Below are 22,173 nucleotides of genomic sequence, written 5' to 3' on the forward strand. Positions count from 1 at the left end.
TTCCCGGGCGTGCCGCCCCGCCCGTCGCCAAGCTGACCGCATGAGCATGCCGCCCCTCGCCTCCGGTCCCGAAGGCCCCGGCGCGCTGGGGCCGTTGCTCGACGCGGTGCTCGCCGCGCTGGAGGAGGGCGGCCGGGCCAGGGGCGGCCCCCTGCCGCCCGGCGGACCCGGCGCGGTGACCGCGCGGATGCGGGACGCCGTCGGGGACCCGCTCCCCGACGACGGCGACCCGGACGCCCCGCGGCGGCTGGTCCGGGCCCTCGCGGAGGGCGCCGCCGACCCCGCCGACCCCCTCTGCGCCGCCCACCTGCACTGCCCTCCCCTCGCCGTCGCCACCGCCGCCGACCTCGCGGCCAGCGTCCTCAACCCGTCCCTGGACTCCTGGGACCAGGCCCCGTCGGCGTCGGCACTGGAGGACCTGGTGACCGGCGCGCTGGCCGCCGAGGTCTACCCGGACCGCGCACCGGCCGGGCTTCACCCGGACCGCGCGGCTACCGGGCTTCACCCGGACCGCACCCCGGCCGCCGGGCTCCACTCGGACCGCACCCCGGCCGCCGGGGTCCACCCGGACCGCGCACCGGCCGCCGGGCTACACCCGGACCACGGGCCGACCGCCGGGCTCCACCCGGACCGCACCGCGGCCGCCGGGCTACACCCGGACCACGGGCCGACCGCCGGGCTCCACCCGGACCGCACCGCGGCCGCCGGGCTTCACCCGGACCACGGACCGACCGCCGGACTCCACCCGGACCGCACACCGGCCACCACGCTCCACCCGGACCGCGGGCCGGCCGCCGAAAGCCGGCCCGACTGCCTGATCACCACCGGCGGCACCGAGTCCAACCACCTGGCGCTGCTGCTGGCCCGCGAGGCGCACGGCGCGACGGTGCGGCTGGTGCTCGGGGCCAACGCTCACCACTCGCTCGCCCGGGCCGCCTGGCTGCTGGGCCTGCCCCGGCCCGTCGTCGTGCCCACGCCCGCCGGCGTCCTGGACCCGGCCGCCCTCGACGACGCCCTCACCGGCCTGAACGGCCCCCTCCTCGTCGCCGCCACCGCCGGTACCACCGACGCCGGGCTCGTCGACCCGCTGCCCGAGATCGCCGCCCGCTGCCGCGCCCACGGCGCCCGGCTGCACGTCGACGCCGCCTACGGGGGCGGGCTGCTGTTCAGCGACCGCCGCCGCGACCGGCTCACCGGACTCGACGCCGCCGACAGCGTCACCCTCGACCTGCACAAACTCGGCTGGCAGCCGGTCGCCGCCGGACTGCTCGCGGTGCGCGACGCCCGCGACCTCGCCGCCCTGCACCAGCGCGCCGACTACCTCAACGCCGCCGACGACACCGAGGCCGGCCTGCCCGACCTGCTGGGCCGCTCCCTGCGCACCACCCGCCGCGCCGACGCCCTGAAGATCGCCGTCACCCTCAAGACCCTGGGCCGCAAGCAGCTCGGCGCCCTCGTCGACCACGTCTGCGACCTCGCCGCGGCGTTCGCCGGCCTCGTCGCCGCGCACCCCGCGTTCGAGCTGTTCGACCGGCCCGTGCTCAGCACCGTGCTGTTCCGGCCCGCCGGGGCCGCCGACGACGCGGTGGCCGCCGTACGCCGCACCCTGCTCGCCGACGGCCGCGCCGTCCTCGGCCGGGCCCGCCCCGACGGCCGGCTCTGGCTGAAGGCCACCCTCCTCAACCCGCACACCCGGCCCGACGACCTGGCCGCTCTCCTGCAACTGGTGGAAGGACACACCCCCCGATGACCCCGGCCCCCGCCCCTGACGACTCCCGCACCGAGCCCACCGCGGCACCCCGCGACCTGGTCGGCGTCGGCATCGGACCGCTCAACCTCTCCCTCGCCGCCCTCGCCCACCCGCTCACCGAAGTCGACGCCGTCTTCTACGAGCAGCGCCCCGCCTTCGACTGGCACCCCGGCCTGCTCATCGAGGACGCCACCCTCCAGGTGCCCTTCCTCGCCGACCTGGTGACCCTCGCCGACCCCGCCAGCCCCTGGACCTTCCTCAACTACCTCAAGTCCCGCGACCGCCTCTTCCCCTTCTACTTCGCCGAGCGCTTCCACATCCGGCGCGCCGAGTACGACGCCTACTGCCGCTGGGTCTGCGAGAACCTCCCCGGACTGCGTTTTCGCCACCAGGTCGACGCCGTCCGCTGGAACCCCGAACGGGACGTCTTCGAGGTCGACCACACCCAGCTCGACGCCGACGGGGAAGCGGAGGCCCTCGGCCGCACGTACACCCGCAACGTCGTCCTCGGCATCGGCAGCGAACCCCACGTCCCCGACCCGCTGCGGCCCCTGGTCGACCTCCCCGGCGTGCCCGTCGTGCACGCCGCCGACTACCTGCACCACCGCGAGACCTTCCTCGCCGCCGGGCACGTCACGGTCATCGGCGCCGGCCAGTCCGGCGCCGAGATCTTCCTCGACCTGCTCAAGGCCCGCCCGGCCGGGCGCGAGCGGCTGCACTGGCTCGGCCGCACCGAGGCGTTCGCGCCCATGGAGTACTCCAAGCTCGGCCTGGAACACTTCACCCCCGACTACACCCGCTACTTCCACGCCCTCGCCGAGCCCGTCCGCGACGCGCTCGTCTCCGCCCAGTGGCAGCTCCACAAGGGCATCGACGCCGCCACCCTCGCCGCCATCCACGACGAGCTGTACCGCCGCACCCTGCACGGCGGCTGGCCGGACGCGGTCCTCACCCCGGGCGTCCGCGTCCGCACCGCCGGCCGGATCGCCACCACCAAGGTCGAACTGCACCTGGAACACGTCCAGCAGGGCACCCGCTCCCGGCTCACCACCGACGCGGTCGTCCTCGCCACCGGCTACCGCGAGCGGCCGCTTGACCGGATCCTCGCCGGCCTCGACCCGTACCTGCGCCGCGACAGCCGCGACCGCCCCCGCGTGGACGACGACTTCCGCCTCGTCCTCGACCCGTCCGTCACCGGCGCGGTCTACGTGCAGAACGCCGGGCTGCACTCGCACGGCGTCGGCACCCCGGACCTCGGCCTCGCCGCCTGGCGCAGCGCGACCATCCTCAACGCGCTGACCGGCAAGGAGCCCTACCCCCTGCCGGACCGGACCGCGTTCACCACCTTCGGCCTGGAACAGCCACAGCCCCGGATCCCGGCCGCGTGGCACCCGAAAGCGCTGACGCCCCTCGCGGACGGGATCTGAGACCCGTCACGGCGCCGGGAACACCGGCGTGCCGTTCCGCGTCAGCCGCCAGGTCGCCGACGCGAAGTCCTTCGGGTCCAGCACGCCCTTCGCCGTCACCCACTCGGCGATCCGGGTGCGGATCTCCGTCGACTCCGACCACAGCTCCGGCGCCGAGGCGACGTGCGGGAACGCGCCGCCGCCGTTGGCGCGGTAGTTGTTCACCGCGAACACGAACCGCTGCGCGTCGTCCAGCGGGGCACCGCCGTAGGTGAGGTTCCTGATGCGGGAACCGGCCGGCTGGGCGATGTCGATGTCGTACGACAGACCCGAGACGTAGTCGTAGTTGTAGTCCGGGCGGCCGCCGGCGTTGGTCAGCTTGGCCACGTCGACCGGCGCGTCGGCCGCCGTCTGCGTGAAGTACTCCGCCGAGTACTCCAGGTACGCCCGCAGCTGCGCGCCCGTCATCAGCTTCGCGACCAGCGTGTTGTCGTACACGTACAGGCTGGACAGGTCCCGGATCGTCACCTCGCCCGCCGGGATCTCGCTGGTGCGGGAGAACGGCGAGGCCTGCGCCAGCACCGGCAGCGAGGCGTGCTCGGTGCCCGCGAGGGCCGCCTTCACCACGTCCTCCTGCACCTTGGTGATCAGATCGATGATCGGGGCGTCCTTGTAGCGGGCGTCGGCCGTCGTCAGGGTCTCGGTCGCGGTCCCGACGACCTGGTTGACGTACGCCACCACCTTGGCGTGCTCGTCGTCCAGCAGCTTGGCGATGTACGGGTGGTCCTCGACCGTGTTCGAGTTGCGCAGCGACGCCTTGACCGACTCGACCTCCCAGCGGCCCTTGCGGAAGACCAGCTCGAAGTCGAACAGGGTCAGCCGCTCGGCGTAGCACAGGGGTTCGGACAGGACGACGGTCCTGCCGGTCCGCTCGTTCGTGACCAGCAGCTCCTCGATCTCCACGTGTGCGTGGCCGACCAGGATCGCGTCGATGCCCGGCACCTGCCTCGCCACGTCGGCCGCGGCGTTCTCCACGTACGGCAGCTGGTCGCCGTAGGACGACGTGCCGGAGGAGCCGCTGTGCGCCGAGACGACGACCACGTCCGCGCCCATGGAGCGCAGCTTCGGCACCCACTTCGCGGCCTGTTCCTCCAGACCCGGAAAGGCCAGCCTGCCCTGGACGTACGCCTTGTCCCAGATCGCGATGCCCGGGTTGGTCAGACCGAGCACGGCCACCTTGACCGGCGGCAGGCCCGGCACCCTGAACGTCTTCATGAAGTACGGCGGGAAGGCCGGCCGCAGCGTCTTCGCGTCCACCGCGTTCGCGCCGAGCAGCGGGAAGTCGCACTGCTCCTCGAACGTGCGCAGGGTCTCGATGCCGTAGTTGAACTCGTGGTTGCCGAGCGCCACCGCGTCGTACCCGATGGCGTTCATCGCCTGCGCCATCGGGTGCACCGGGCCGCCCTCGGCGGTGATCGGGTCGACCTTGGCGTAGTAGTACGTCAGCGGGGTGCCCTGGATGGTGTCACCGGCGTCCAGCAGCAGGGTGTTGCGGCGGCCCTTCTCCGCACGGACCTGCTCGACCAGCGTGGCGATCCGCGCCAGGCCCTTGGCGTTGCCCTTGGCGTCGTAGTACTCCGCGTTCTTGAAGTAGTCCCAGTTGAAGATGTTGCCGTGCAGGTCGGTGGTGCCCATCACGGTGAAGGAGTAGCGCTTGGCCGGCTTCCCGCCCTGCGCCGCCTGCGCCGCCTGCGCCGCCGGGGCGGCCTGCGCGGACGGCGCGGCCACCGCGCCGGCGACGGCCGCGCCCGCTCCGGTCACGGCGGACTTCTTCAGGAACTTCCGGCGGTTCAGCGGCATGTCGTGCTCTCCTCGGTGCCACGGTCGATGACGGCGCCGAAGACGGCGCCGATGACGCGCGTAGACGGACGCGCGTAGATTCTGACCCGTTCATGACCGACGGCAACAGGTCCGCCAGGTTGCGATCTGGTGACCACCCTCGCGCATCCTTCGGGTCGAGCCCGGGCGGGGATGGCACAGTGGGGCGCATGACCACCGCCGACGCAGCCGACGTCCAGCCCGCCGTCCCCTACGGGACCCCCGACGCCCCGCGGATCGCCGTCCGCGGCGAAGCCCGCCTGGAGGTCGACCCGGAGATCGCCCGCATCGGCGTCACCGTCAGCGCCCGCGGCCGCGACCGGCGCGCCGCCCTGGAGGACCTGACCCGCCGCAACACGGCCGTCCTGGAACTGGTGAAGTCCTACGGCGACGCGGTGGAACGGCTGGAGACGGGCGCCTTCTCCATCACCCCGGAACTCACCAAGCACGGCAAGGGCGAACGCATCCGCACCTACCACGGCGGGGTCCGCGTCACCGCCGAGCTGACCGACTTCACCGCGCTCGGCGAACTGACCACCCGCCTCGCCGACGTGGACCTGACCCGGGTCGACGGCCCCTGGTGGTCCCTGCGCCGCGACTCGCCCGCCTACCGCGAGGCCCGGCAGGAGGCGGTCCGGCAGGCGGTGCGACGGGCCCGCGAGTACGCCGAGGCGCTGGGCACCACACTGGCCGCGCTGGTCGAGCTCGCCGACATCGGCGCGGAGGCACCGGCGGCCCCGGCCTACCCGGCGGCTCCCGGGCGGGCGCGGACGGGCGGCGCGGCCTTCGGGTCGGCGGAGCCCGGGGCGGCCCCGGCACTCGACCTGGAGCCGCAGCGTCAGCACGTGTACGCCGCGGTCAACGCCCGCTTCACGATGGCACCGCCCCGCCTGTAGAAATACCGCCTCGGGCGGGCACGCGACCGAATGCCGAAAGGACGGTCGAGCGTCATCCGGGGAAAATGCCGGGAAACCTGCGGGGAAAAGGCGCCACCGGGAAAAGAGTTGTGGGATTGCTCATCGGAGCGCCCCACCGCACAATGCGACGCTTGTCAACACCCCTTCATGCTCGGGTGGTTGAGTCGTCACGCCCCGGCCAATTTCCTACCGGCGGGTAAGGCCTAGGCTCGAATCATGCGCCGAGCGAAGATCGTTTGTACCCTGGGGCCCGCCACCGACTCGTACGACCAGATCAAGGCACTGGTCGACGCGGGAATGGACGTCGCCCGCTTCAACCTCAGCCACGGCGGCCACGCCGAACACGAGGAGCGATACCGGCGGGTGCGCAAGGCCGCCGACGAGACCGGACGCAGCGTCGGGGTCCTCGCCGACCTCCAGGGCCCGAAGATCCGCCTCGGCCGTTTCGCCGAGGGGCCGGTGCTCCTCGAACGCGGCGACACCTTCACCATCACCGTCGAGGACGGTGTCGACGGCGACCGGCAGTGCTGCGGGACGACGTACAAGGGACTCGCCGGCGACGTCACGCCCGGTGAGCGCATCCTCGTCGACGACGGCAAGGTCACCCTACAGGTCACCGAGGTCGACGGGCCCCGCGTGCGCACCAGGGTCGTCGAGGGCGGCATGGTCTCCGACCACAAGGGCCTGAACCTCCCCGGCGTCGCGGTCTCGGTGCCCGCCCTCTCCGAGAAGGACGAGGCGGACCTGCGCTGGGCCCTGCGCACCGGCTTCGACGTCATCGCGCTGTCGTTCGTGCGCAGCGGCCGGGACGTCGAGGACGTGCACCGGATCATGGATGAGGAGGGCCGCCGCCTTCCGGTGATCGCCAAGGTCGAGAAGCCGCAGGCGGTGGAGAACATCGAGGACATCGTCGCCGCCTTCGACGGCATCATGGTCGCCCGCGGCGACCTGGGCGTCGAGATGCCGCTGGAGCAGGTGCCGATCGTCCAGAAGCGCGCGATCAAACTCGCCAGGCGCAACGCCAAGCCGGTGATCGTGGCGACCCAGATGCTCGACTCGATGATCGAGAACTCCCGTCCGACCAGGGCCGAGGCGAGCGATGTCGCCAACGCGGTGATCGACGGCACGGACGCGGTGATGCTGTCCGGCGAGACCAGCGTCGGCAAGTACCCGGTGGAGACGGTCCGGACGATGGCGAGGATCGTGGAGGCGGCCGAGGAGGACATCCTCGCCAAGGGCCTGCCGCCGCTGACCGAACGCAGCAAGCCCCGCACGCAGGGCGGAGCCGTGGCCCGCGCGGCGGCCGAGATGGGCGACTTCCTCGGCGCGAAGTTCCTGGTCGCGTTCTCCCAGTCCGGCGACACCGCCCGCAGGCTGTCCCGCTACCGCTCCCCGATCCCGCTGCTCGCCTTCACCCCCGACCCGGCCACGCGGTCGCAGCTCAGCCTGACCTGGGGCGTGGAGACCTTCCTCGGACCGTTCGTCGACTCCACCGACGCCATGGTGGCCCAGGTCGACGAACTCCTCACGGAATACGGCCGCTGCCAGAAGGGCGACACGGTCGTCATCACGGCCGGCTCCCCGCCCGGTGTCTCCGGCACGACCAATCTCGTGCACGTCCACCACATCGGCGAGGACCGCGGCGGGCGGTGACCGGCGAGTTCAGTGCTCCGCGCCGACGTGGGCGTCAAGAAGGGCGACTGAGGCCTTCCGGGCGACCGAGATGTTGTAGGGGTCGCCACCGCGGGCCAGCACCGTCCACTCGACGCCCACCTTGTCGAGCGTGTCCGTGAACAGCTTCCGGATGTCGTCGGACTTGTTGGTGAAGAGTAACGGGGATATTCATAGCGCTTCCGCTCACCGGCGATCACGCGGGTCGTCCAGTTGATGATCCGGCATCCGTCGGAGTGGATCAGGCCACGGATGAACTCCCAGGGGTGGGCGTCGACGATCTCCTGCTGCCAGGGTTCGAGCACGATAGGGCGTTCGTGTTTCCTGCCGGGGCCGTGCTGAGGGAACACGCAGGGCAGGTGCTTCGAGGAGACCTTGATGTCCTGGCAACCGGTGCGCTGGAGTCGATGCACACCGTTGTCCGGTCAGCAGGCAGGTCCAGAGGGCGTCCGTCGCAGCGCGGGCAGGCTGGATGGTGCGCACCCGGACACTCTCTGCGCTTGGCGCGTCCATGTGCTTCCAGTAGGCGATGGTTCCGGCTGGGCTGTCGAGCTGCGAGCGACGTCCGTGTTCCTCGCGCCGCCGCGTAGCAGCGTGAGGGCTTTCTGTCGGACTTCAGTTCCATGGAAGCTCATACGGGCCACTGTGCGTCACCCGCAGTGACCACGCGCAGCAGAAAGCGGAAGATCACGCGAACGCGATCCTCCGCTTCCTGTCCGAAGGTGCCCGGTGTGGGATTCGAACCCACATGCCCAAGGGCACGGCATTTTGAGTGCCGCGAGTCTGACCAGTTCCTCCAACCGGGCAAGCCGAAGGCCGGTGAGAAGTGTACCGGTTCTCCGCGTGTCCGTGCTGCTAGGTACCCTGCTGGGAGCAGTCCCCCTGCAACAAGGAGCCCCCGTGACCGCCGAGTCGCCCCAGCCCGCAGACGCGCCCGACGACGACAAGTCGCACGTGCCTCCGCTGACGACCCGAGTCGTCATCGCCGAGGACGAGGCCCTGATCCGGCTCGACCTCAAAGAGATGCTGGAGGAAGAGGGCTACACGGTCGTCGGCGAGGCCGGCGACGGCGAGCAGGCCGTCGAGCTGGCCCGTGAGCACCGGCCGGACCTGGTGATCCTCGATGTGAAGATGCCCAAGCTCGACGGCATCTCCGCCGCCGAGAAGATCACCGAGGAGTCCATCGCCCCCGTGCTGATGCTCACCGCCTTCTCCCAGCGCGACCTGGTCGAGCGGGCCCGCGACGCCGGTGCGATGGCGTACCTGGTGAAGCCGTTCAGCAAGAGCGACGTCGTCCCGGCCATCGAGATGGCCGTCTCGCGGTACACGCAGCTCAAGGAGCTGGAGAAGGAGGTCGCGGACCTCACCCAGCGGCTGGAGACCCGCAAGCTGGTGGACCGCGCCAAGTCGATCCTCCAGACGGAGTACGGCCTGACCGAGCCCGCCGCGTTCCGCTGGATCCAGAAGACCTCCATGGACCGCCGCATGTCCATGCAGCAGGTCGCCGAGGCCGTCATCCAGGACGCCGAGGAGAAGAAGGCCGCCAAGGGCTGAGCCCGGCTGGTCTTTCCCACGCCTCCTTCATCCGGGCGCGCTCGCCTCCCGAGCGCGTGCACCTTCCGGGCCAGCTGGCCTTCCGGGGCCGCCGGCCTTCCGGGCCTGCTCGGCTTCCGGGCCCGTCGGCCTTCCGGCCCCGCTCGGCTTCCCGGCCCGCTCGGTCCGCTCGGCCCGTATGGCCCGCGCTCGGCCCGTCCGGTCCTCCAGCCCGCTGCCGGACCGGGCGGGCTTCGCTGTTCCGTGGCACCGGGGCGCCCGCGCCCCGGACGTCCGGGGCCGCCCCCGCCATCGCCCACATCCTCACCACCCCCGCACCAGAACCGGCTGACCGCCCCGTACGTCCTGTCCTAGGGTTTCGTCAGCAACGAGGACAGCAAGGGGGAGAAGCCGTGGAACAGTCGCGGACGGCGCTCGCCGAGCGGGTGGCCGAGCGTCGGGCGGGGACAGGGGATCCGCGGGCGCTCGTGGGTGAGATGCGCAGGTCGGTCCTGCTGATCCCGCTGGCCGACGGCGGTCTGTGGACCGCGCACTCCGGCGGCGTGCGCTGGATCTGCGCCTTCACCGACGAGGCGGCGCTGGCCCGCTTCGCCGAACTCCGGGCACCCGGCGGGCAGCCCATGGAGTACGCCTCGCTGCTGGGCGCCCGCATCGTCGACGAGATCGTGCCGGGCATGGGCGAACCCGCCGGCCTGGCCGTCGACATCGCCACCGAGGACGGGGCGATGTTCTTCCCGCCGGTCACCGGCATCGTGCCGGACGGCGCGGCCGTCGACACCGGCCGGACCGGTCAGGAGCGCGGCGCATGACCGGCGGCGCAGGGGATGTCCAGTTCGGCAACGACGCCGTCACCAAGTTCACCCGGGGACTGGGCAGCACCATCGACCAGCTCGGCGAGGTCGGCGACGCGACCGGCTCGGTCATGGGCAAGGGGTTCTCCGAACTCGCCATGACCGGCATGGAGGCCGGACACCACGGCCTGTCCACCGACTTCGAGGACTTCTGCGAGCGCTGGGAGTGGGGCGTGCGCGCCCTCGTCCACGACGCGAGCGAGATCGCCAACCGTCTCGGCCTCGCCGCGGGCACGCAGTGGGAGCACGACCAGTACGTCCAGGGCGCGCTGAAGGTGGGCGTGAACTCCGTGATGGGCGGCAACCCGCACGCCTCCGAGGAGGAGATCACCCAGCAGGACTGGGGTGACGTCTTCACTCCCGACGCCCTGAACCCGGACTGGAGCGCCGAGTCCTTCGACCGGGCCGGCCAGGACATCTCGCAGACGTGGAAGGACACCGGCCGGACCGTGCTCACCGAAGGAGAGGGCGGCCGGCGGTCGGAGCTGCTCAGGGACGCGGCGGGCATCTCCGACGACCAGTGGAACCAGGCGCTCGACAACACCTTCGGCCCGTCACCGGAGGAACGCGCGCGGCAGGCCCAGCAGGGTGACAACGGGGGGAACTGAGCGTGGGTATCGGGGGATTCATCAGCGACATCACGCCCGACTCCGTCGAGAACGCGATCGAGGACGGCGTCGAGTGGGTCGGCAACCGGGTCGAGGACGCCGGCAACTGGACGGCGGACCGGCTGGACGACGTCGGCTGGGAGTCGGGCGCCGACTGGGTGCGCGAGCAGTCCCGTTCGGTCGCCAACCGGATGGGCGCCGAGGTCGACGAGATGGACCTCGGGCAGACCGAGGACAAGACCAAGCTCGTCTACGGCAGCGCCGCCGAGCTGCGCTCCACCGCCGAGCGGCTGCGCGGCTTCCAGAAGGCGTTCGACAGCGTCGGCGACGGCCTCAAGGGCCTCGACTCGTCCCAGCTCAAGGGTGTCGCGGCCGAGACGCTGCGCACCGTCGTCGGCGACCAGCCGCCCAAGTGGTTCAACGGCGCCGACGCCTGCGAGGAGGCCGCCGCCGCCCTGGAGGCGTTCGCCGGAACGGTCGAGTGGGCGCAGGGGCAGGCACAGGCGGCGATCGACAAGTGGAAGGAGGGCGTGAAGGCCTCCGAGGAGGCGGCCGACGCCCACCGCAAGAAGGTCGACGACTACAACAAGGCCGTCGAACGCTACAACGCCCAGCCCGCCGACCAGCGCGACCCCGCCACCCTCCCGCCCCGCCCGGCGCAGACGTTCGAGGACCCCGGCAAGAAGCTGATGCAGGAGGCGCAGGACATCCTCGCCGAGGCCCGCAAGCAGCGGAACACCGCGGCCGAGGCCGCCCGCTCCAAGGTCCGCGCCGCCCGTGACCGGGCGCCCGAGAAGCCGTCGTACACCGAGCAGTTGGGCGACGGCTTGCAGGAGCTGCAGATCATCGGCGACCACGTCGGCGGCGGCATCGTCAAGGGCACCGCCGGCCTGGTGAACTTCGTCCGCAGCGTCAACCCGCTGGACCCGTACAACCTCACGCACCCCGCCGAGTACGCCACCTCCCTCAACAGCCTGGCCTCCGGACTGGTGCTGGCCGCCAACGACCCCTGGGGCACCGGGCGGCAGATGGTCAGCGACTTCATGAAGGACCCGTACGAGGGCTTCGGCCGGCTGCTGCCCGACGTCGCGCTGACCGTGGCCACCGGTGGCGGCGGCGCCGCGGTCAAGGGCGTCCGCATCGCCGAGGACGCCGCCGACGCCGCCCGCGCGCGCACCCTGATCGACGACGCGCCGGACGGCACGCACAACCGCCCGGACGGCGACCGCACCACCGACGGCACCGACCCGGTCGACCTCGCCTCGGGCCGGATGTTCCTGCCCCAGACCGACGTCGAACTGCCCGGCATCCTGCCGCTGACGTTCACGCGGCGCACCGAGTCCGGCAGCACGGCCGGCCGGTTCCTCGGGCCTTCCTGGACGTCCACCGTCGACGAGCGGCTGGAGATCGACCCGGTCGGCGTCGTCCACGTCACCGCCGACGGCCTCCTCATCCCGTATCCGCACCCCGTCCCCGGCGCCCCCACCCGCCCCGAGTCGGGCACCGGGCGCACGTTGCTGACCCGCGACGCGGACGGCGACTACACCATCACCGACCTGGACACCGGCCTGGTCCGCCACTTCACGGCCCCGCCGGGCACCGAGCCCGGCCAGGACGGCGACGCCTGGCTGGCCGGCGTCACCGACCGGGGCGGCCACACCGTCACCGTCGACCGCACCGAGACCGGACTGCCCCTCGCCCTCGTCCACTCGTCCGGCCGCCAGGTGAACGTCACCACCACCGACGGCCGGATCACCGCACTGTCCGTGGCCGGCGCCGGACCGGACGGCACCGACCTGCCCCTGATGGCGTACGGCTACCAGGACGGCAACCTCACGACCGTCACCAAGCCGTCCGGCGCCACCACGACGTTCGTCTACGACGAGCGCCGCCGCGTCACCGCGTGGATCGACTCGAACGGCAGCCGGTACGACTACGCCTACGACGAGCGCGACCGCGTCATCGCCGAGGGCGGCGAGGCGGGCCACGTCCAGATCACGCTCTCCTACACCGAACCCGACCCCGAGACCGGCCACCGCACCACCACCCTGACCACCGCCGACGGCGCCGTCACCCGCCATCTGATCGGCCGCGGCTGCCGCGTCCTGGCGACCACGGACCCGCTCGGCCACACCACGCGGTTCAGCTACGACGCGCGCGGCAACCTGCTGACCCGCACCGACCCGCTGGGCCACACCACGACGTTCGGCTACGACGAGGACGGCCGGCTGGTATCGATCACCCACCCGGACGGCGGTGAGGTCCGCGCCGAGCGCGGCGGTCCGCTCGGCCTGCCCACCGAACTGCGCGGCCCGGACGGCGCCCGCTGGCTCCAGGAGTTCGACGAGCGGGGCAACCGCGTCGCCCTCACCGACCCCGCCGGCCACACCGTCCGCTGGACCTACGACGACGCCGGACGCCCGACGTCGGTCACCGACGCCCTCGGCGCCGTCACGACCGTGCGCTGCGACGCCGCCGGTCTGCCCGTGGAGGTGACCGACCCGGCCGGCGGCACCACCCGCCTGGAGCGCGACGCCCTGGGCCGCCTGGTGCGCCTCACCGACCCGGTGGGCGGCGTCACCCGGCTCACCTGGACCGTGGACGGGCGGCTCGCCCGGCGGGAGGCCCCCGGCGGCGTCACGGAGTCGTGGACGTACGACGGCGAGGGCAACTGCCTCACCCACACCGACGCGGCCGGCGGCGTGTCCCGGTTCGAGTACACCCACTTCGACCTGCTCGCCGCCCGCGTCCGCCCCGACGGCGCCCGCTACGAGTTCGAGCACGACGCGGGCCTGCGGCTCACCCGGGTCACCGACCCGCGCGGCCTGACCTGGACCTACGAGTACGACGCCGCCGGCCGGCCGGTCGCCGAGACCGACTTCGACGGCCGTACCGTCCGCTACCGCCTCGACGCCGCCGGCCGGCTCGTGGCGCGCGTCGACCACCTGGGCAACACCCTCACGTACGCCCACGACGAGCGCGGCCGGGTGATCCGCAAGGAGGCCGGCGGGCAGGTCACCACCTACCTCCACGACCGGGCCGGACGCCTGCTCCAGGCATCCGGCCCCGACAGCGAGCTGATCCGCCGCTACGACCGGCTGGGCCGGCTCAGGACCGAACTCGTCGACGGCCGGGCCGTCGAACACGCCTATGACGCCGCCGGCCGCCGCGTCCGCCGCACCACCCCGACCGGCCTCGTCACGACCTACGCCTACGACGCCGCGGGCCGGCCCACCCGAGTGGTCACCGGCGGCCGTGAGGTCACCTTCACCCACGACGCGGCGGGCCGGGAACTGGAGCGCGTCTTCGGCGACGGCCTCTCCCTCACCTCCGCCTGGGACGAGGCCGGACGGCTGGCCGAGCAGCACCTCACGGCCGGCTCCCGCGACCTGAACACCCGCTCCTACGGCTACCGCGCCGACGGATACCTCACCGAGATCGCCGACCGGCTCTCCGGCGTCCGCACCTTCACGCTCGACCCGGTCGGCCGGGTCACCGCCGTCCACGCCCAGGGGTGGACCGAGCGGTACGCCTACGACGCGTCCGGCAACCAGACCGAGGCCGCCTGGCCCTCCTCCCACCCCGGCCACGAGGCCGCCGGACCGCGCGCCTACACCGGCACCGCCCTCAGCCGGGCCGGCCAGGTCCGCTTCGAGTACGACGCGCTCGGCCGGGTCGTGCTCCGGCAGAAGACCCGGCTCTCCCGCAAACCCGACACCTGGCGCTACGAGTGGGACGCCGAGGACCGCCTCACCGGCGTGACCACCCCCGACGGCACCCGCTGGCGGTACCGCTACGACCCGCTGGGCCGCCGCACGGTCAAACAGCGCCTGGCCGACGACGGCGAGACCGTCATCGAGGAGGTGCGCTTCACCTGGGACGGCACCACGCTGTGCGAACAGACCACGATCGGCGCCGACGTGCCGAACCCGGTGGTGCTGACCTGGGACCACCGCGGCCTCGCGCCCCTCGCCCAGACGGAACGCATCCTGTCCGCGGACGCCCGGCAGGAGGAGATCGACCGGCGCTTCTTCGCCATCGCCACCGATCTGATCGGCGCCCCCACCGAACTCGTCGACGAGTCCGGCGACATCGCCTGGCGGACCCGCGCGACCCTCTGGGGCACCACCGCGTGGACCCGGTCCAGCACCGCGTACACCCCCCTGCGCTTCCCCGGCCAGTACTACGACGCCGAGACCGGCCTCCACTACAACCTGCACCGCCACTACGACCCGGAGACCGGCCGCTACACCACGCCCGACCCGCTGGGCCTGGGACCGGCGCCGAACCCGGTCGGCTATGTGCACAACCCGCACACCGTCTGTGACCCCCTCGGCCTGTCGCCGTACCCGGACGACGGCGACGGCCCCAGGATCGGCGAGTACTCGTCCCAGGGCGAGGGCAAGGACCTCAAGCGGTCGGCCATGGTCGGCGACGACCAGTGGCACTTCAACACCGGCCACGGCTACGACCGCGAGCACACCGGTCCCGGCGGCGTGAAGAACGATCTGCGCACGACGAACCTGAACCCCGACCAGATCGAACAGGCGATCGTCTCCGATGTGTACAAGTACATCGAGAACGGCGGGACCGTGCCCACTCCGGGACCGGGATTCACCGGGCCGCTCGAGCGGTCGGTCCATATCGACGGGCACGATGTGGGGTACCGCGTCATCCACCGGCCCGACGGGGCCTACCAGCTGTCCACCTACTGGCTCAACTGACCAGTGTGCGAGAAGGAATCCGAGAAGAGCACATGTCCGATCTGATCCCCGTGGCCCGGCGCCTCGGCCAGACCCTCGACGAGGCCGGTGCCGAGAGCCGGCAGGTCCGGGACGCCGTCAGGGACTTCGTCGAGACGGTCACGTTCGCGACCGCCGACGAGATCCGCGCGATGCTGAGGGAGGTCCTCACCGAGGACTGGATGGCCCTGCCGCCGTGGGCCCGCAACCTCGCCTACCGGCTGGCCTGCCTCCAGCGTCCGGACGACCCCGAACTGCTCCGCGAGGCCGCCGCCGACCTGCTGTGCTTCGGCCCGGACTGGGACGAGCAGGCCGAGGAGCTCAAGCGGCGGGCCGCCGAGCTGGAGTAGCGCACGACAGGAAAAAGGGACCGCCGCCTCCCGAGGGGAAGCGGCGGTCCTTCGTGGTGAGGTGTCCTAGTCCTCGCCCAGGTACGCCTTGCGCACCGACTCGTCGTGCAGCAGGTCCTGGCCCGTGCCCGACAGGACGATCTTGCCGACCTCCATGACGTGGCCGTGGTCGGCCAGCGAGAGCGCCGCCTGGGCGTTCTGCTCGATGAGCAGAATCGTCGTGCCCTGCGACTTCAGCTCCTGGATGGTCGCCATGATCTTCTGCATCATGATCGGCGACAGACCCATGGAGGGCTCGTCGAGCATGAGCAGCTTCGGACGGGACATCAGCGCCCTGCCCATGGCGAGCATCTGCTGCTCACCGCCGGAGAGGGTGCCCGCCGCCTGCTTGCGCCGCTCCCCGAGGATGGGGAACAGGTCGTAGGCGCGCTGGATGTCCTTCTCGATGCCCTCCTTGTCGTTGCGCAGGAACGCGCCGAGGCGGAGGTTGTCCTCGATCGTCATCCGGGGGAAGATGTGCCGCCCCTCGGGGGAGTGGGCGAGGCCCAGCGAGACGACCTTGTGGGCGGGGATCTTCTTCAGCGACCTGCCGTCGAAGCGGATCTCGCCGGAGACCGGCGTGAGCAGCCCGGACAGCGTCCGCAGGGTGGTGGTCTTGCCCGCGCCGTTGGTGCCGATGAGGGTGACGACCTCGCCCGCGTTCACCGCGAACGAGATGCCCTTGACGGCCTCGATCTTGCCGTAGGCGACCCTGAGGTCCTCGACCTCCAGCAGAGCGGTCACTTGTCGTCCCCTTCCGTGGTGCTGTGCGCCTCGGCCTCGGCGGCTTCGACCTCCGCGACCTCCTCCTTGCCCGGCGCGCCCTCGAAGGGCGTGCCGAGGTAGGCGGCGATGACGCGCTCGTCGGCCTGGACGACCTCGGCGGGGCCCTCGACGATCTTCTCGCCCTGGACCAGCACGGCGACCCGGTCGCACAGGTTCATGATGAACCGGATGTCGTGCTCGATGACGAGGATGGCGATGCCCTTCTCCCGGATCGCGAAGATCAGCTCCTCCGCGGCCCGGGTCTCCTGCGGGTTCATGCCGGCGGTCGGCTCGTCCAGCAGGAGCAGACCCGGCTCGCTCGCCAGCGCCCGGGCGATCTCCAGCTTGCGCTGCTCGCCGTAGGGCAAGTTGCGGGCGAGGTGGTCGGCCTTGGCGGCCAGGCCGGTGAACTCCAGGAGTTCCATCGCCCGCTCGCGCGACTCCTGCTCGGCCTTCTTGAAGCCGGGCAGCCGCAGCAGGGCCGACCACAGGCCTTCCTTGGTGCGGGTGTGCCGGCCGACCAGCACGTTCTCCAGAACGGTCATGTTGGCGAAGAGCCGGATGTTCTGGAACGTACGGGCGATGCCGGCCTGGGTGACCAGGTGCGGCTTGGGCGGCAGGACGGTGCCCTTGTAGGCGACCTTGCCCTCGGTCGGCACGTACAGGCCGGTGAGGCAGTTGAAGAAGGTCGTCTTCCCGGCGCCGTTGGGGCCGATGAGGCCGACGATCTCGCCGCTGTTGACGGTGAGGTCGACCCCGCGCACGGCGGTCAGGCCGCCGAAGCGCATCGTGACGCCGCTGGCGTCGAGCACCGTGGTGCCGGCGGGTGCGGGTGCGGTTGTGGTGGTGGTCATGACGGTCACGCCCCTGCCTTGGCGACGCCGGTCGCGCCGTCGGGAAGCGGCTTGTCGTCCGGTACGTCGAGCTGTCCGGTCTCGTGGAATTCGAGCTGCTTCCTGCGGTCGGCGACCAGGCCCTCGGGCCGGAAGCGCATCAGGAGCATCAGCGCGATGCCGAAGAGGAGCAGCTGGTACTCCGCCATGAACTGCAGCTTGGCGGGGATCAGGTAGAGCAGCGCGGCGCCGATCAGCGGGCCGCTGATGGTGCCCATGCCGCCGAGGATGACGGCGGCGAGCAGGAAGGCCGAGTTGGGCGGCACGGAGCCGGCGAACTGGTACTGCTCGGGCGTGACGCTGTACGACACGTGCGCCTGGACGGTGCCGGCGAGACCGGCGAGGCACGCGCCGAGCGCGAAGGCGAGCAGCTTCAGGCGGAAGCCGTTGATGCCCATCGCGGTGGCGGCGGTCTCGTCCTCGCGGATGGCGACCCACGCGCGGCCGATGCGGGACTCCGCGGAGCGGCGGAAGACCAGCACGACGACGGCCGTGAACACCAGCATCAGCAGGTAGTAGTTGCCGGAACGGGTCAGCTCGTGGCCCAGGACGTTGTGCGGCAGGCCCAGGTTGAACCCGAAGATCTCCAGGTCGGGGATGTTCGGGATGCCGTTGGAGCCGTTGGTGACGTCCGGACCGCTGTTGCCGTTCAGGTTGTTCATGGTGATGCGGAAGATCTCACCGAAACCGAGCGTCACGATGGCGAGGTAGTCGCCGCGCAGCCGCAGGGTCGGGGCACCGATCACCACGCCGAAGACCAGCGAGGCGAGGGCACCGGTGAGGACCGCCGCCCAGAACGGGAAGTGGACGCCGATGGTCGACTGCGGGGAGCCGGAGACCAGGGCGGCGGCGTAGGCGCCGACGCCGAGGAAGGCGACGTATCCGAGGTCGAGCAGACCGGCGAGGCCGACGACCACGTTCAGGCCCAGCGCGACCGTCGCGAAGATCAGGATGTTGGCGCCGATCAGGGCGAACTGGTCGTTCGTCTGGGTGAACGGGAAGCAGATCGCCGCGACGAACGCCGCAGCGAGGGCGACGTTGCGGTGCTTGGCGGTGAGCGCCGAGAGCCGCTTGAGCAGGCCGGCGCGGGTGACGGCGGTGAAACCGAACCCGGCGACGATCAGGAAGCCGATGAACAGCTCGGAGTACTCGGTGCCGATGCCGTACGCGAAGACGTACAGGCCGACGCCGAAGCCCGCGGCGATGATCAGGATCTCCGCCCAGGAGGGCAGCTCCTTGGCGCGGGGCGGCTCGGGAGCGGTCAGCGCGTGGCGGATCCGGCCCCACAGGCCCGGGTTCGGGTCGCTCGCGTCGTACGGCTGGTCGACCGGGAGGCCGAGGGCGCCGATCACGGCGACCAGGGCGCCCACGCCGGAGATCCAGGCGCCGGGCTCCAGGTTGACCAGGCCGCCCAGCTCGTAGGAGATCGCGCCGAGGGCGTAGCCGGTGGTGCCGAGGACGCCGAGGGCGCTCAGCACGACGGGGCTGTTGGTGCCGCCCGGGGTGAGCCAGCGCAGGCCCTTGACGCCGTAGCCGGAGACGGCGAACAGCAGGGTGAGCAGTGCTCCCACGAGCGTGAGCACCTGCAGACCGCCGGGGTAGCCGGTGATCGTGAGCTTGCCGGGGAACTCCTCGGTCCAGGTCCAGGCGAGGAAGGTGCCGGCGAGGGCGACCGCGGAGCCGGCGACGGTGAGGGCGCGGGCCGCGGCGGAGGGCAGCGGCACGACCGGGGTGGCCGGGGCGGTGGACACCTTGGTGGTGTCGACGGTGGTGTCGGTGGTCTTCGTCATGGGTATCACGCCCGATCCGCGACGCGTTCGCCGAGCAGGCCCTGTGGCCTGAAGAGCAGGACGAGGATGAGCAGGCTGAACGCCCACACGTCCTTCCAGGCGCCGCCGCCGAACAGCTCCATGCCGGGGATGTCACCGATGTAGCCGGTGGCGAGGGACTCGGCGACGCCGAGCACGAGGCCGCCGAGCATGGCGCCGTAGATGTTGCCGATGCCGCCGAGCACGGCGGCGGTGAAGGCCTTGAGGCCCATCAGGAAGCCCATCCGGAAGCCGACCTGGCCGTTCTTCAGGCCGTAGGCGACCGCGGCGATGGCGGCGAACGCGGCACCGATGGCGAAGGCCATCACGATGATGCGGTCGGTGTTGATGCCCATCAGCTTGGCGGTGTCCGGGTCCTGGGCGGTGGCCTGCATACCGCGGCCGGAGCGGGTCTTCGTCACGAAGAGGCCCAGGGCGACCATGCACAGCGGGGCGGCGATCAGCACGAAGAGGTCACCGCGCTGGATGTTGGCGCCGAGGATGTCGATGGGGTCGCCGTCGAACTGCGGGAAGGGGACGTCCTTCTTGGCGTCCGGGTACCACATCCACACGACCTGCTGGAGGACGATGGACAGGCCGATGGCGGTGATCAGGGGCGCCAGCCGGGGCGCGGTGCGCAGCGGCCGGTAGGCGAACCGTTCCGCCGCGGTGGCGACCGCGACCGAGACGACGATGCCACCGACGATCATGAGCGGGACGGCGGCGCCGAGGGCGAAGCCGTCGGGGAGTATGAGCCAGATGGTCAGGGCCCCGAAGCCCCCGACCATGAAGATCTCGCCGTGGGCGAAGTTGATGAGCTGGACGATGCCGTAGACCATCGTGTAGCCGATCGCGATGAGTCCGTACATCGCGCCGAGGATGAGTCCATTGGCCAGCTGTTGCGGCAGTTCGTTCACCGCAGGGCCTCCGTGGAGTGGTTCGGATATGGCGCCGCGCGGGAGCGCTGGTGGGCGCTGCCCGCGCGGCCTGGATCAATGTGTGAGGGGGATGTTCTCTCTACTCGTCCCCTGCTCAGTCCACCTTGGGGGAGGCGCTGTACTCCGGCGCCCAGGTGTTGCCCTTGACCTTGTAGGCGGTCATCAGGGTGTTCGTGGTGTCACCGAACTCGTCGAAGGAGATGGTGCCGGTGACGCCGTCGAACTTGACCTTGGCCATGGCGTCCAGAACCGCCTTGCGGCCGTCCGACGGGAGCTTGCCGTCGTTGCCCTCGACCGCCAGCTTCACGGCCTCGATGATCGACCAGGTGGCGTCGTAGGTCAGGCCGCCGTACGCCTCGTAGGCGTCCTCGTAGCCCTCGGCCTCGTAGTTCTTGATGAACTCCTTGGCGGAGTCGAGCTGCTCGACCGGCTTGCCCACGGAGGTGGCGAGGTCGCCCTCGGCCTTCTTGTTCAGCTTGGGGTACTCGCCGGAGTAGATGCCGTCGCCGCCCATCAGCGGGATCTTCTGGCCGCTGTCCTTGAGCTGCTGGCTCAGCGGAGCGGCGGCCGGGTACTCGCCGCCGTAGTAGAGCGCCTCGGCGCCGGTCTTCTTGATCTTGGCCACGACGGCGTTGAAGTCACGGTCGTCGGGGTTGATGTGGTCGGTGCCGACGATCTTGCCGCCGAGCTTGGTGAAGTTGGTCTTGAAGGAGGCGGCGAGACCCGCGCCGTAGGTCTTCTGGTCGTCGATCAGGTAGACCTTCTTGACGCCGGCCTTGGTGTACAGGTACTCGGCGGCGAAGGCGCCCTGGATCTCGTCCGTGGTGGCGGTGCGGAAGAAGGTCTTGAACTGGCGGACCGAGTTGCCGGTCTTCCAGCCGTCGCCCTGGGTCAGCTCGGTGCCGGTGTTGGCCGGGGAGACCTGGACCAGGCCGGCGTCGTTGAGCGGCTTCTGCATCTGCTGCGACACGCTGGAGTTCAGCGGGCCGACGACGCCGAGGACGTCCTTGTTGCTGATGAACTTCTGGGCGTTCTGCTGGCCGACGGACGGCTGGGCCTGGTCGTCCAGGGGCTCGAGCTTGAACTCGACGCCCTTGACGTACTCCTCCTTGTTGGCCGTCTTCACGGCCAGGTCGGCGGAGTTCTTGATGCCCAGGCCGAGAGCGGAGAGGTCACCCGTCAGGGGGGCGTCGACGCCGATCACGACGGTGGTCTTCTCGCCGCCGTCGCCGCCGTTGCTGCTGTCGTCGCGCGACCCGCATGCGGTGAGGGTGAGCGATCCCGCCGCGAGGGCGGCGGTGATGGCAATGAGCGAACGTTGACGCACGAATCAGGTCCTTTCCCTGGCACGCCGGCTCCCTGTGGAGCGCGTCGAGTCGAGCGCCGGACCGAAGGGAACTTCGAATCCGTCGGCGCGGTGACTGGCCGTGACTCTAAGCGTGTGTGGGGAACGTGGAGGAGGGTCTGACCAAGGCTGTGACGCTCTTGTTATGACACGACGTAATGCAGAGCGGTACTGGGCGGGTGGAAGCGCGGAATTCTGACTGATTCGCCCGGTCCATATGGTGAGACTCGCAGGCCCCGCCCAGCTCTTATCAGCAGTGTTCTTGCATTTTGCTGATGTCGCGACATCGTTGCTGCGGGCTACCTGTGGGGCTTGCGAGGCCTGCGGAGGCGCCACGGGCCGGGTGTCCGCCGGGGCGGAAAGAGGCGTGATCCGTATTGCGTGCGCATTACGAAGAGTTACGCCCGCGAAAGGGAGCCCGGCGTTCCGGGACGCTTTCGCGGATTCGATCACCTCGGGGCGATGGCGATCTCGGCGATCTTGCGGGGGAATCCGCGCTTCACCGCTTCGTCCGGAAAGAGGTGTGAAATCGCCGTTACGGAAATGCGTGGTGAGTGCACGGATGACCGTCCACTGGAGCACCGCCAGGTCGGCGTCCAGGTCGCGGCCGATGCGGGGCAGGGCGACGCCCACGACCGTGGAGTCCAGCAGGACCATG

16 protein-coding genes, 1 tRNA gene and 1 pseudogene are annotated in these 22,173 nt (G+C 71.2%); 10 read left to right on the forward strand and 8 right to left on the reverse strand.

The genetic code is table 11. The features are described 5' to 3' along the window. The first annotated feature begins 40 nt into the window (after positions 1–40). Together AB0K92_RS19415 and AB0K92_RS19420 are read left to right on the forward strand one after the other, a co-directional pair. Positions 41–1,750, forward strand: a complete 1,710-nt coding sequence (locus AB0K92_RS19415) for an aminotransferase class V-fold PLP-dependent enzyme (RefSeq protein WP_365924399.1) — start codon at positions 41–43, stop codon at positions 1,748–1,750. Next, complete coding sequence (locus AB0K92_RS19420) at positions 1,747–3,177, forward strand: SidA/IucD/PvdA family monooxygenase (RefSeq protein WP_365924401.1); 1,431 nt, start codon at positions 1,747–1,749, stop codon at positions 3,175–3,177. Before AB0K92_RS19415 ends, AB0K92_RS19420 begins: the two co-directional genes overlap by 4 nt. A gap of 6 nt (positions 3,178–3,183) precedes the next feature. On the opposite strand, the gene AB0K92_RS19425 is transcribed toward AB0K92_RS19420, so the two are convergent. Next, positions 3,184–5,016 (reverse strand): 5'-nucleotidase C-terminal domain-containing protein, encoded by a 1,833-nt coding sequence (locus tag AB0K92_RS19425; RefSeq protein WP_365924403.1) that lies wholly within the window; start codon positions 5,014–5,016, stop codon positions 3,184–3,186. A 188-nt stretch (positions 5,017–5,204) separates the two neighbouring features. Here AB0K92_RS19425 and AB0K92_RS19430 point away from each other — a divergent pair, with 188 nt between their 5' ends. After that, positions 5,205–5,930, forward strand: a complete 726-nt coding sequence (locus AB0K92_RS19430) for an SIMPL domain-containing protein (protein ID WP_365924405.1) — start codon at positions 5,205–5,207, stop codon at positions 5,928–5,930. A 237-nt stretch (positions 5,931–6,167) separates the two neighbouring features. Continuing rightward, positions 6,168–7,604 (forward strand): pyruvate kinase, encoded by a 1,437-nt coding sequence (gene pyk / locus AB0K92_RS19435; protein ID WP_365924407.1) that lies wholly within the window; start codon positions 6,168–6,170, stop codon positions 7,602–7,604. Between the two features lie 9 nt (positions 7,605–7,613). Here the strand turns inward: pyk and AB0K92_RS19440 are convergent. After that, positions 7,614–8,257 (reverse strand): annotated as a pseudogene (locus tag AB0K92_RS19440) (helix-turn-helix domain-containing protein). A gap of 88 nt (positions 8,258–8,345) precedes the next feature. Then, a tRNA-Leu gene (locus AB0K92_RS19445) sits at positions 8,346–8,428 on the reverse strand. Positions 8,429–8,522: 94 nt separating this feature from the next. Here AB0K92_RS19445 and AB0K92_RS19450 point away from each other — a divergent pair. From AB0K92_RS19450 to AB0K92_RS19470, 5 genes are all read left to right on the forward strand, one after another. Continuing rightward, positions 8,523–9,176, forward strand: coding sequence for a response regulator (locus AB0K92_RS19450; protein ID WP_165997527.1), 654 nt, complete (start codon positions 8,523–8,525; stop codon positions 9,174–9,176). Positions 9,177–9,568: 392 nt separating this feature from the next. Then, entirely contained in the window at positions 9,569–9,985 is a 417-nt protein-coding gene (locus AB0K92_RS19455) for a hypothetical protein (RefSeq protein WP_365924409.1), read from the forward strand. After that, complete coding sequence (locus AB0K92_RS19460; RefSeq protein ID WP_365924411.1) at positions 9,982–10,635, forward strand: hypothetical protein; 654 nt, start codon at positions 9,982–9,984, stop codon at positions 10,633–10,635. Before AB0K92_RS19455 ends, AB0K92_RS19460 begins: the two co-directional genes overlap by 4 nt. A gap of 2 nt (positions 10,636–10,637) precedes the next feature. After that, positions 10,638–15,359, forward strand: coding sequence for a putative T7SS-secreted protein (locus AB0K92_RS19465; RefSeq protein WP_365924413.1), 4,722 nt, complete (start codon positions 10,638–10,640; stop codon positions 15,357–15,359). Positions 15,360–15,391: 32 nt separating this feature from the next. Beyond that, complete coding sequence (locus tag AB0K92_RS19470; RefSeq protein ID WP_365924415.1) at positions 15,392–15,727, forward strand: hypothetical protein; 336 nt, start codon at positions 15,392–15,394, stop codon at positions 15,725–15,727. A gap of 66 nt (positions 15,728–15,793) precedes the next feature. Here AB0K92_RS19470 and AB0K92_RS19475 read toward each other — a convergent pair whose 3' ends face one another. The 5 genes from AB0K92_RS19475 to AB0K92_RS19495 all read right to left on the reverse strand — a co-directional run bounded on the left by AB0K92_RS19475 (position 15,794) and on the right by AB0K92_RS19495 (position 21,497). Beyond that, the gene (locus AB0K92_RS19475; RefSeq protein WP_365924417.1) at positions 15,794–16,510 is read right to left on the reverse strand and encodes an ABC transporter ATP-binding protein; all 717 of its coding nucleotides are present in this window, start codon (positions 16,508–16,510) and stop codon (positions 15,794–15,796) included. Then, positions 16,507–17,385 (reverse strand): ABC transporter ATP-binding protein, encoded by an 879-nt coding sequence (locus AB0K92_RS19480; protein WP_165997519.1) that lies wholly within the window; start codon positions 17,383–17,385, stop codon positions 16,507–16,509. Before AB0K92_RS19480 ends, AB0K92_RS19475 begins: the two co-directional genes overlap by 4 nt. Before the next feature lie 5 nt (positions 17,386–17,390). Beyond that, complete coding sequence (locus tag AB0K92_RS19485; protein ID WP_365924419.1) at positions 17,391–19,214, reverse strand: branched-chain amino acid ABC transporter permease; 1,824 nt, start codon at positions 19,212–19,214, stop codon at positions 17,391–17,393. Positions 19,215–19,219: 5 nt separating this feature from the next. Continuing rightward, positions 19,220–20,149, reverse strand: a complete 930-nt coding sequence (locus tag AB0K92_RS19490; RefSeq protein ID WP_365924421.1) for a branched-chain amino acid ABC transporter permease — start codon at positions 20,147–20,149, stop codon at positions 19,220–19,222. Positions 20,150–20,264: 115 nt separating this feature from the next. Next, the gene (locus AB0K92_RS19495) at positions 20,265–21,497 is read right to left on the reverse strand and encodes a branched-chain amino acid ABC transporter substrate-binding protein (RefSeq protein ID WP_365924423.1); all 1,233 of its coding nucleotides are present in this window, start codon (positions 21,495–21,497) and stop codon (positions 20,265–20,267) included. Positions 21,498–21,977: 480 nt separating this feature from the next. Between AB0K92_RS19495 and AB0K92_RS19500 the strand changes: the two genes are divergently transcribed. Further along, positions 21,978–22,173: hypothetical protein (locus AB0K92_RS19500; RefSeq protein ID WP_365924431.1), on the forward strand; the 196-nt coding region annotated here is incomplete at its 3' end.

Origin of the sequence: Streptomyces sp. NPDC052687, assembly GCF_040678395.1 — a bacterium.
GTDB lineage: Bacteria > Actinomycetota > Actinomycetes > Streptomycetales > Streptomycetaceae > Streptomyces.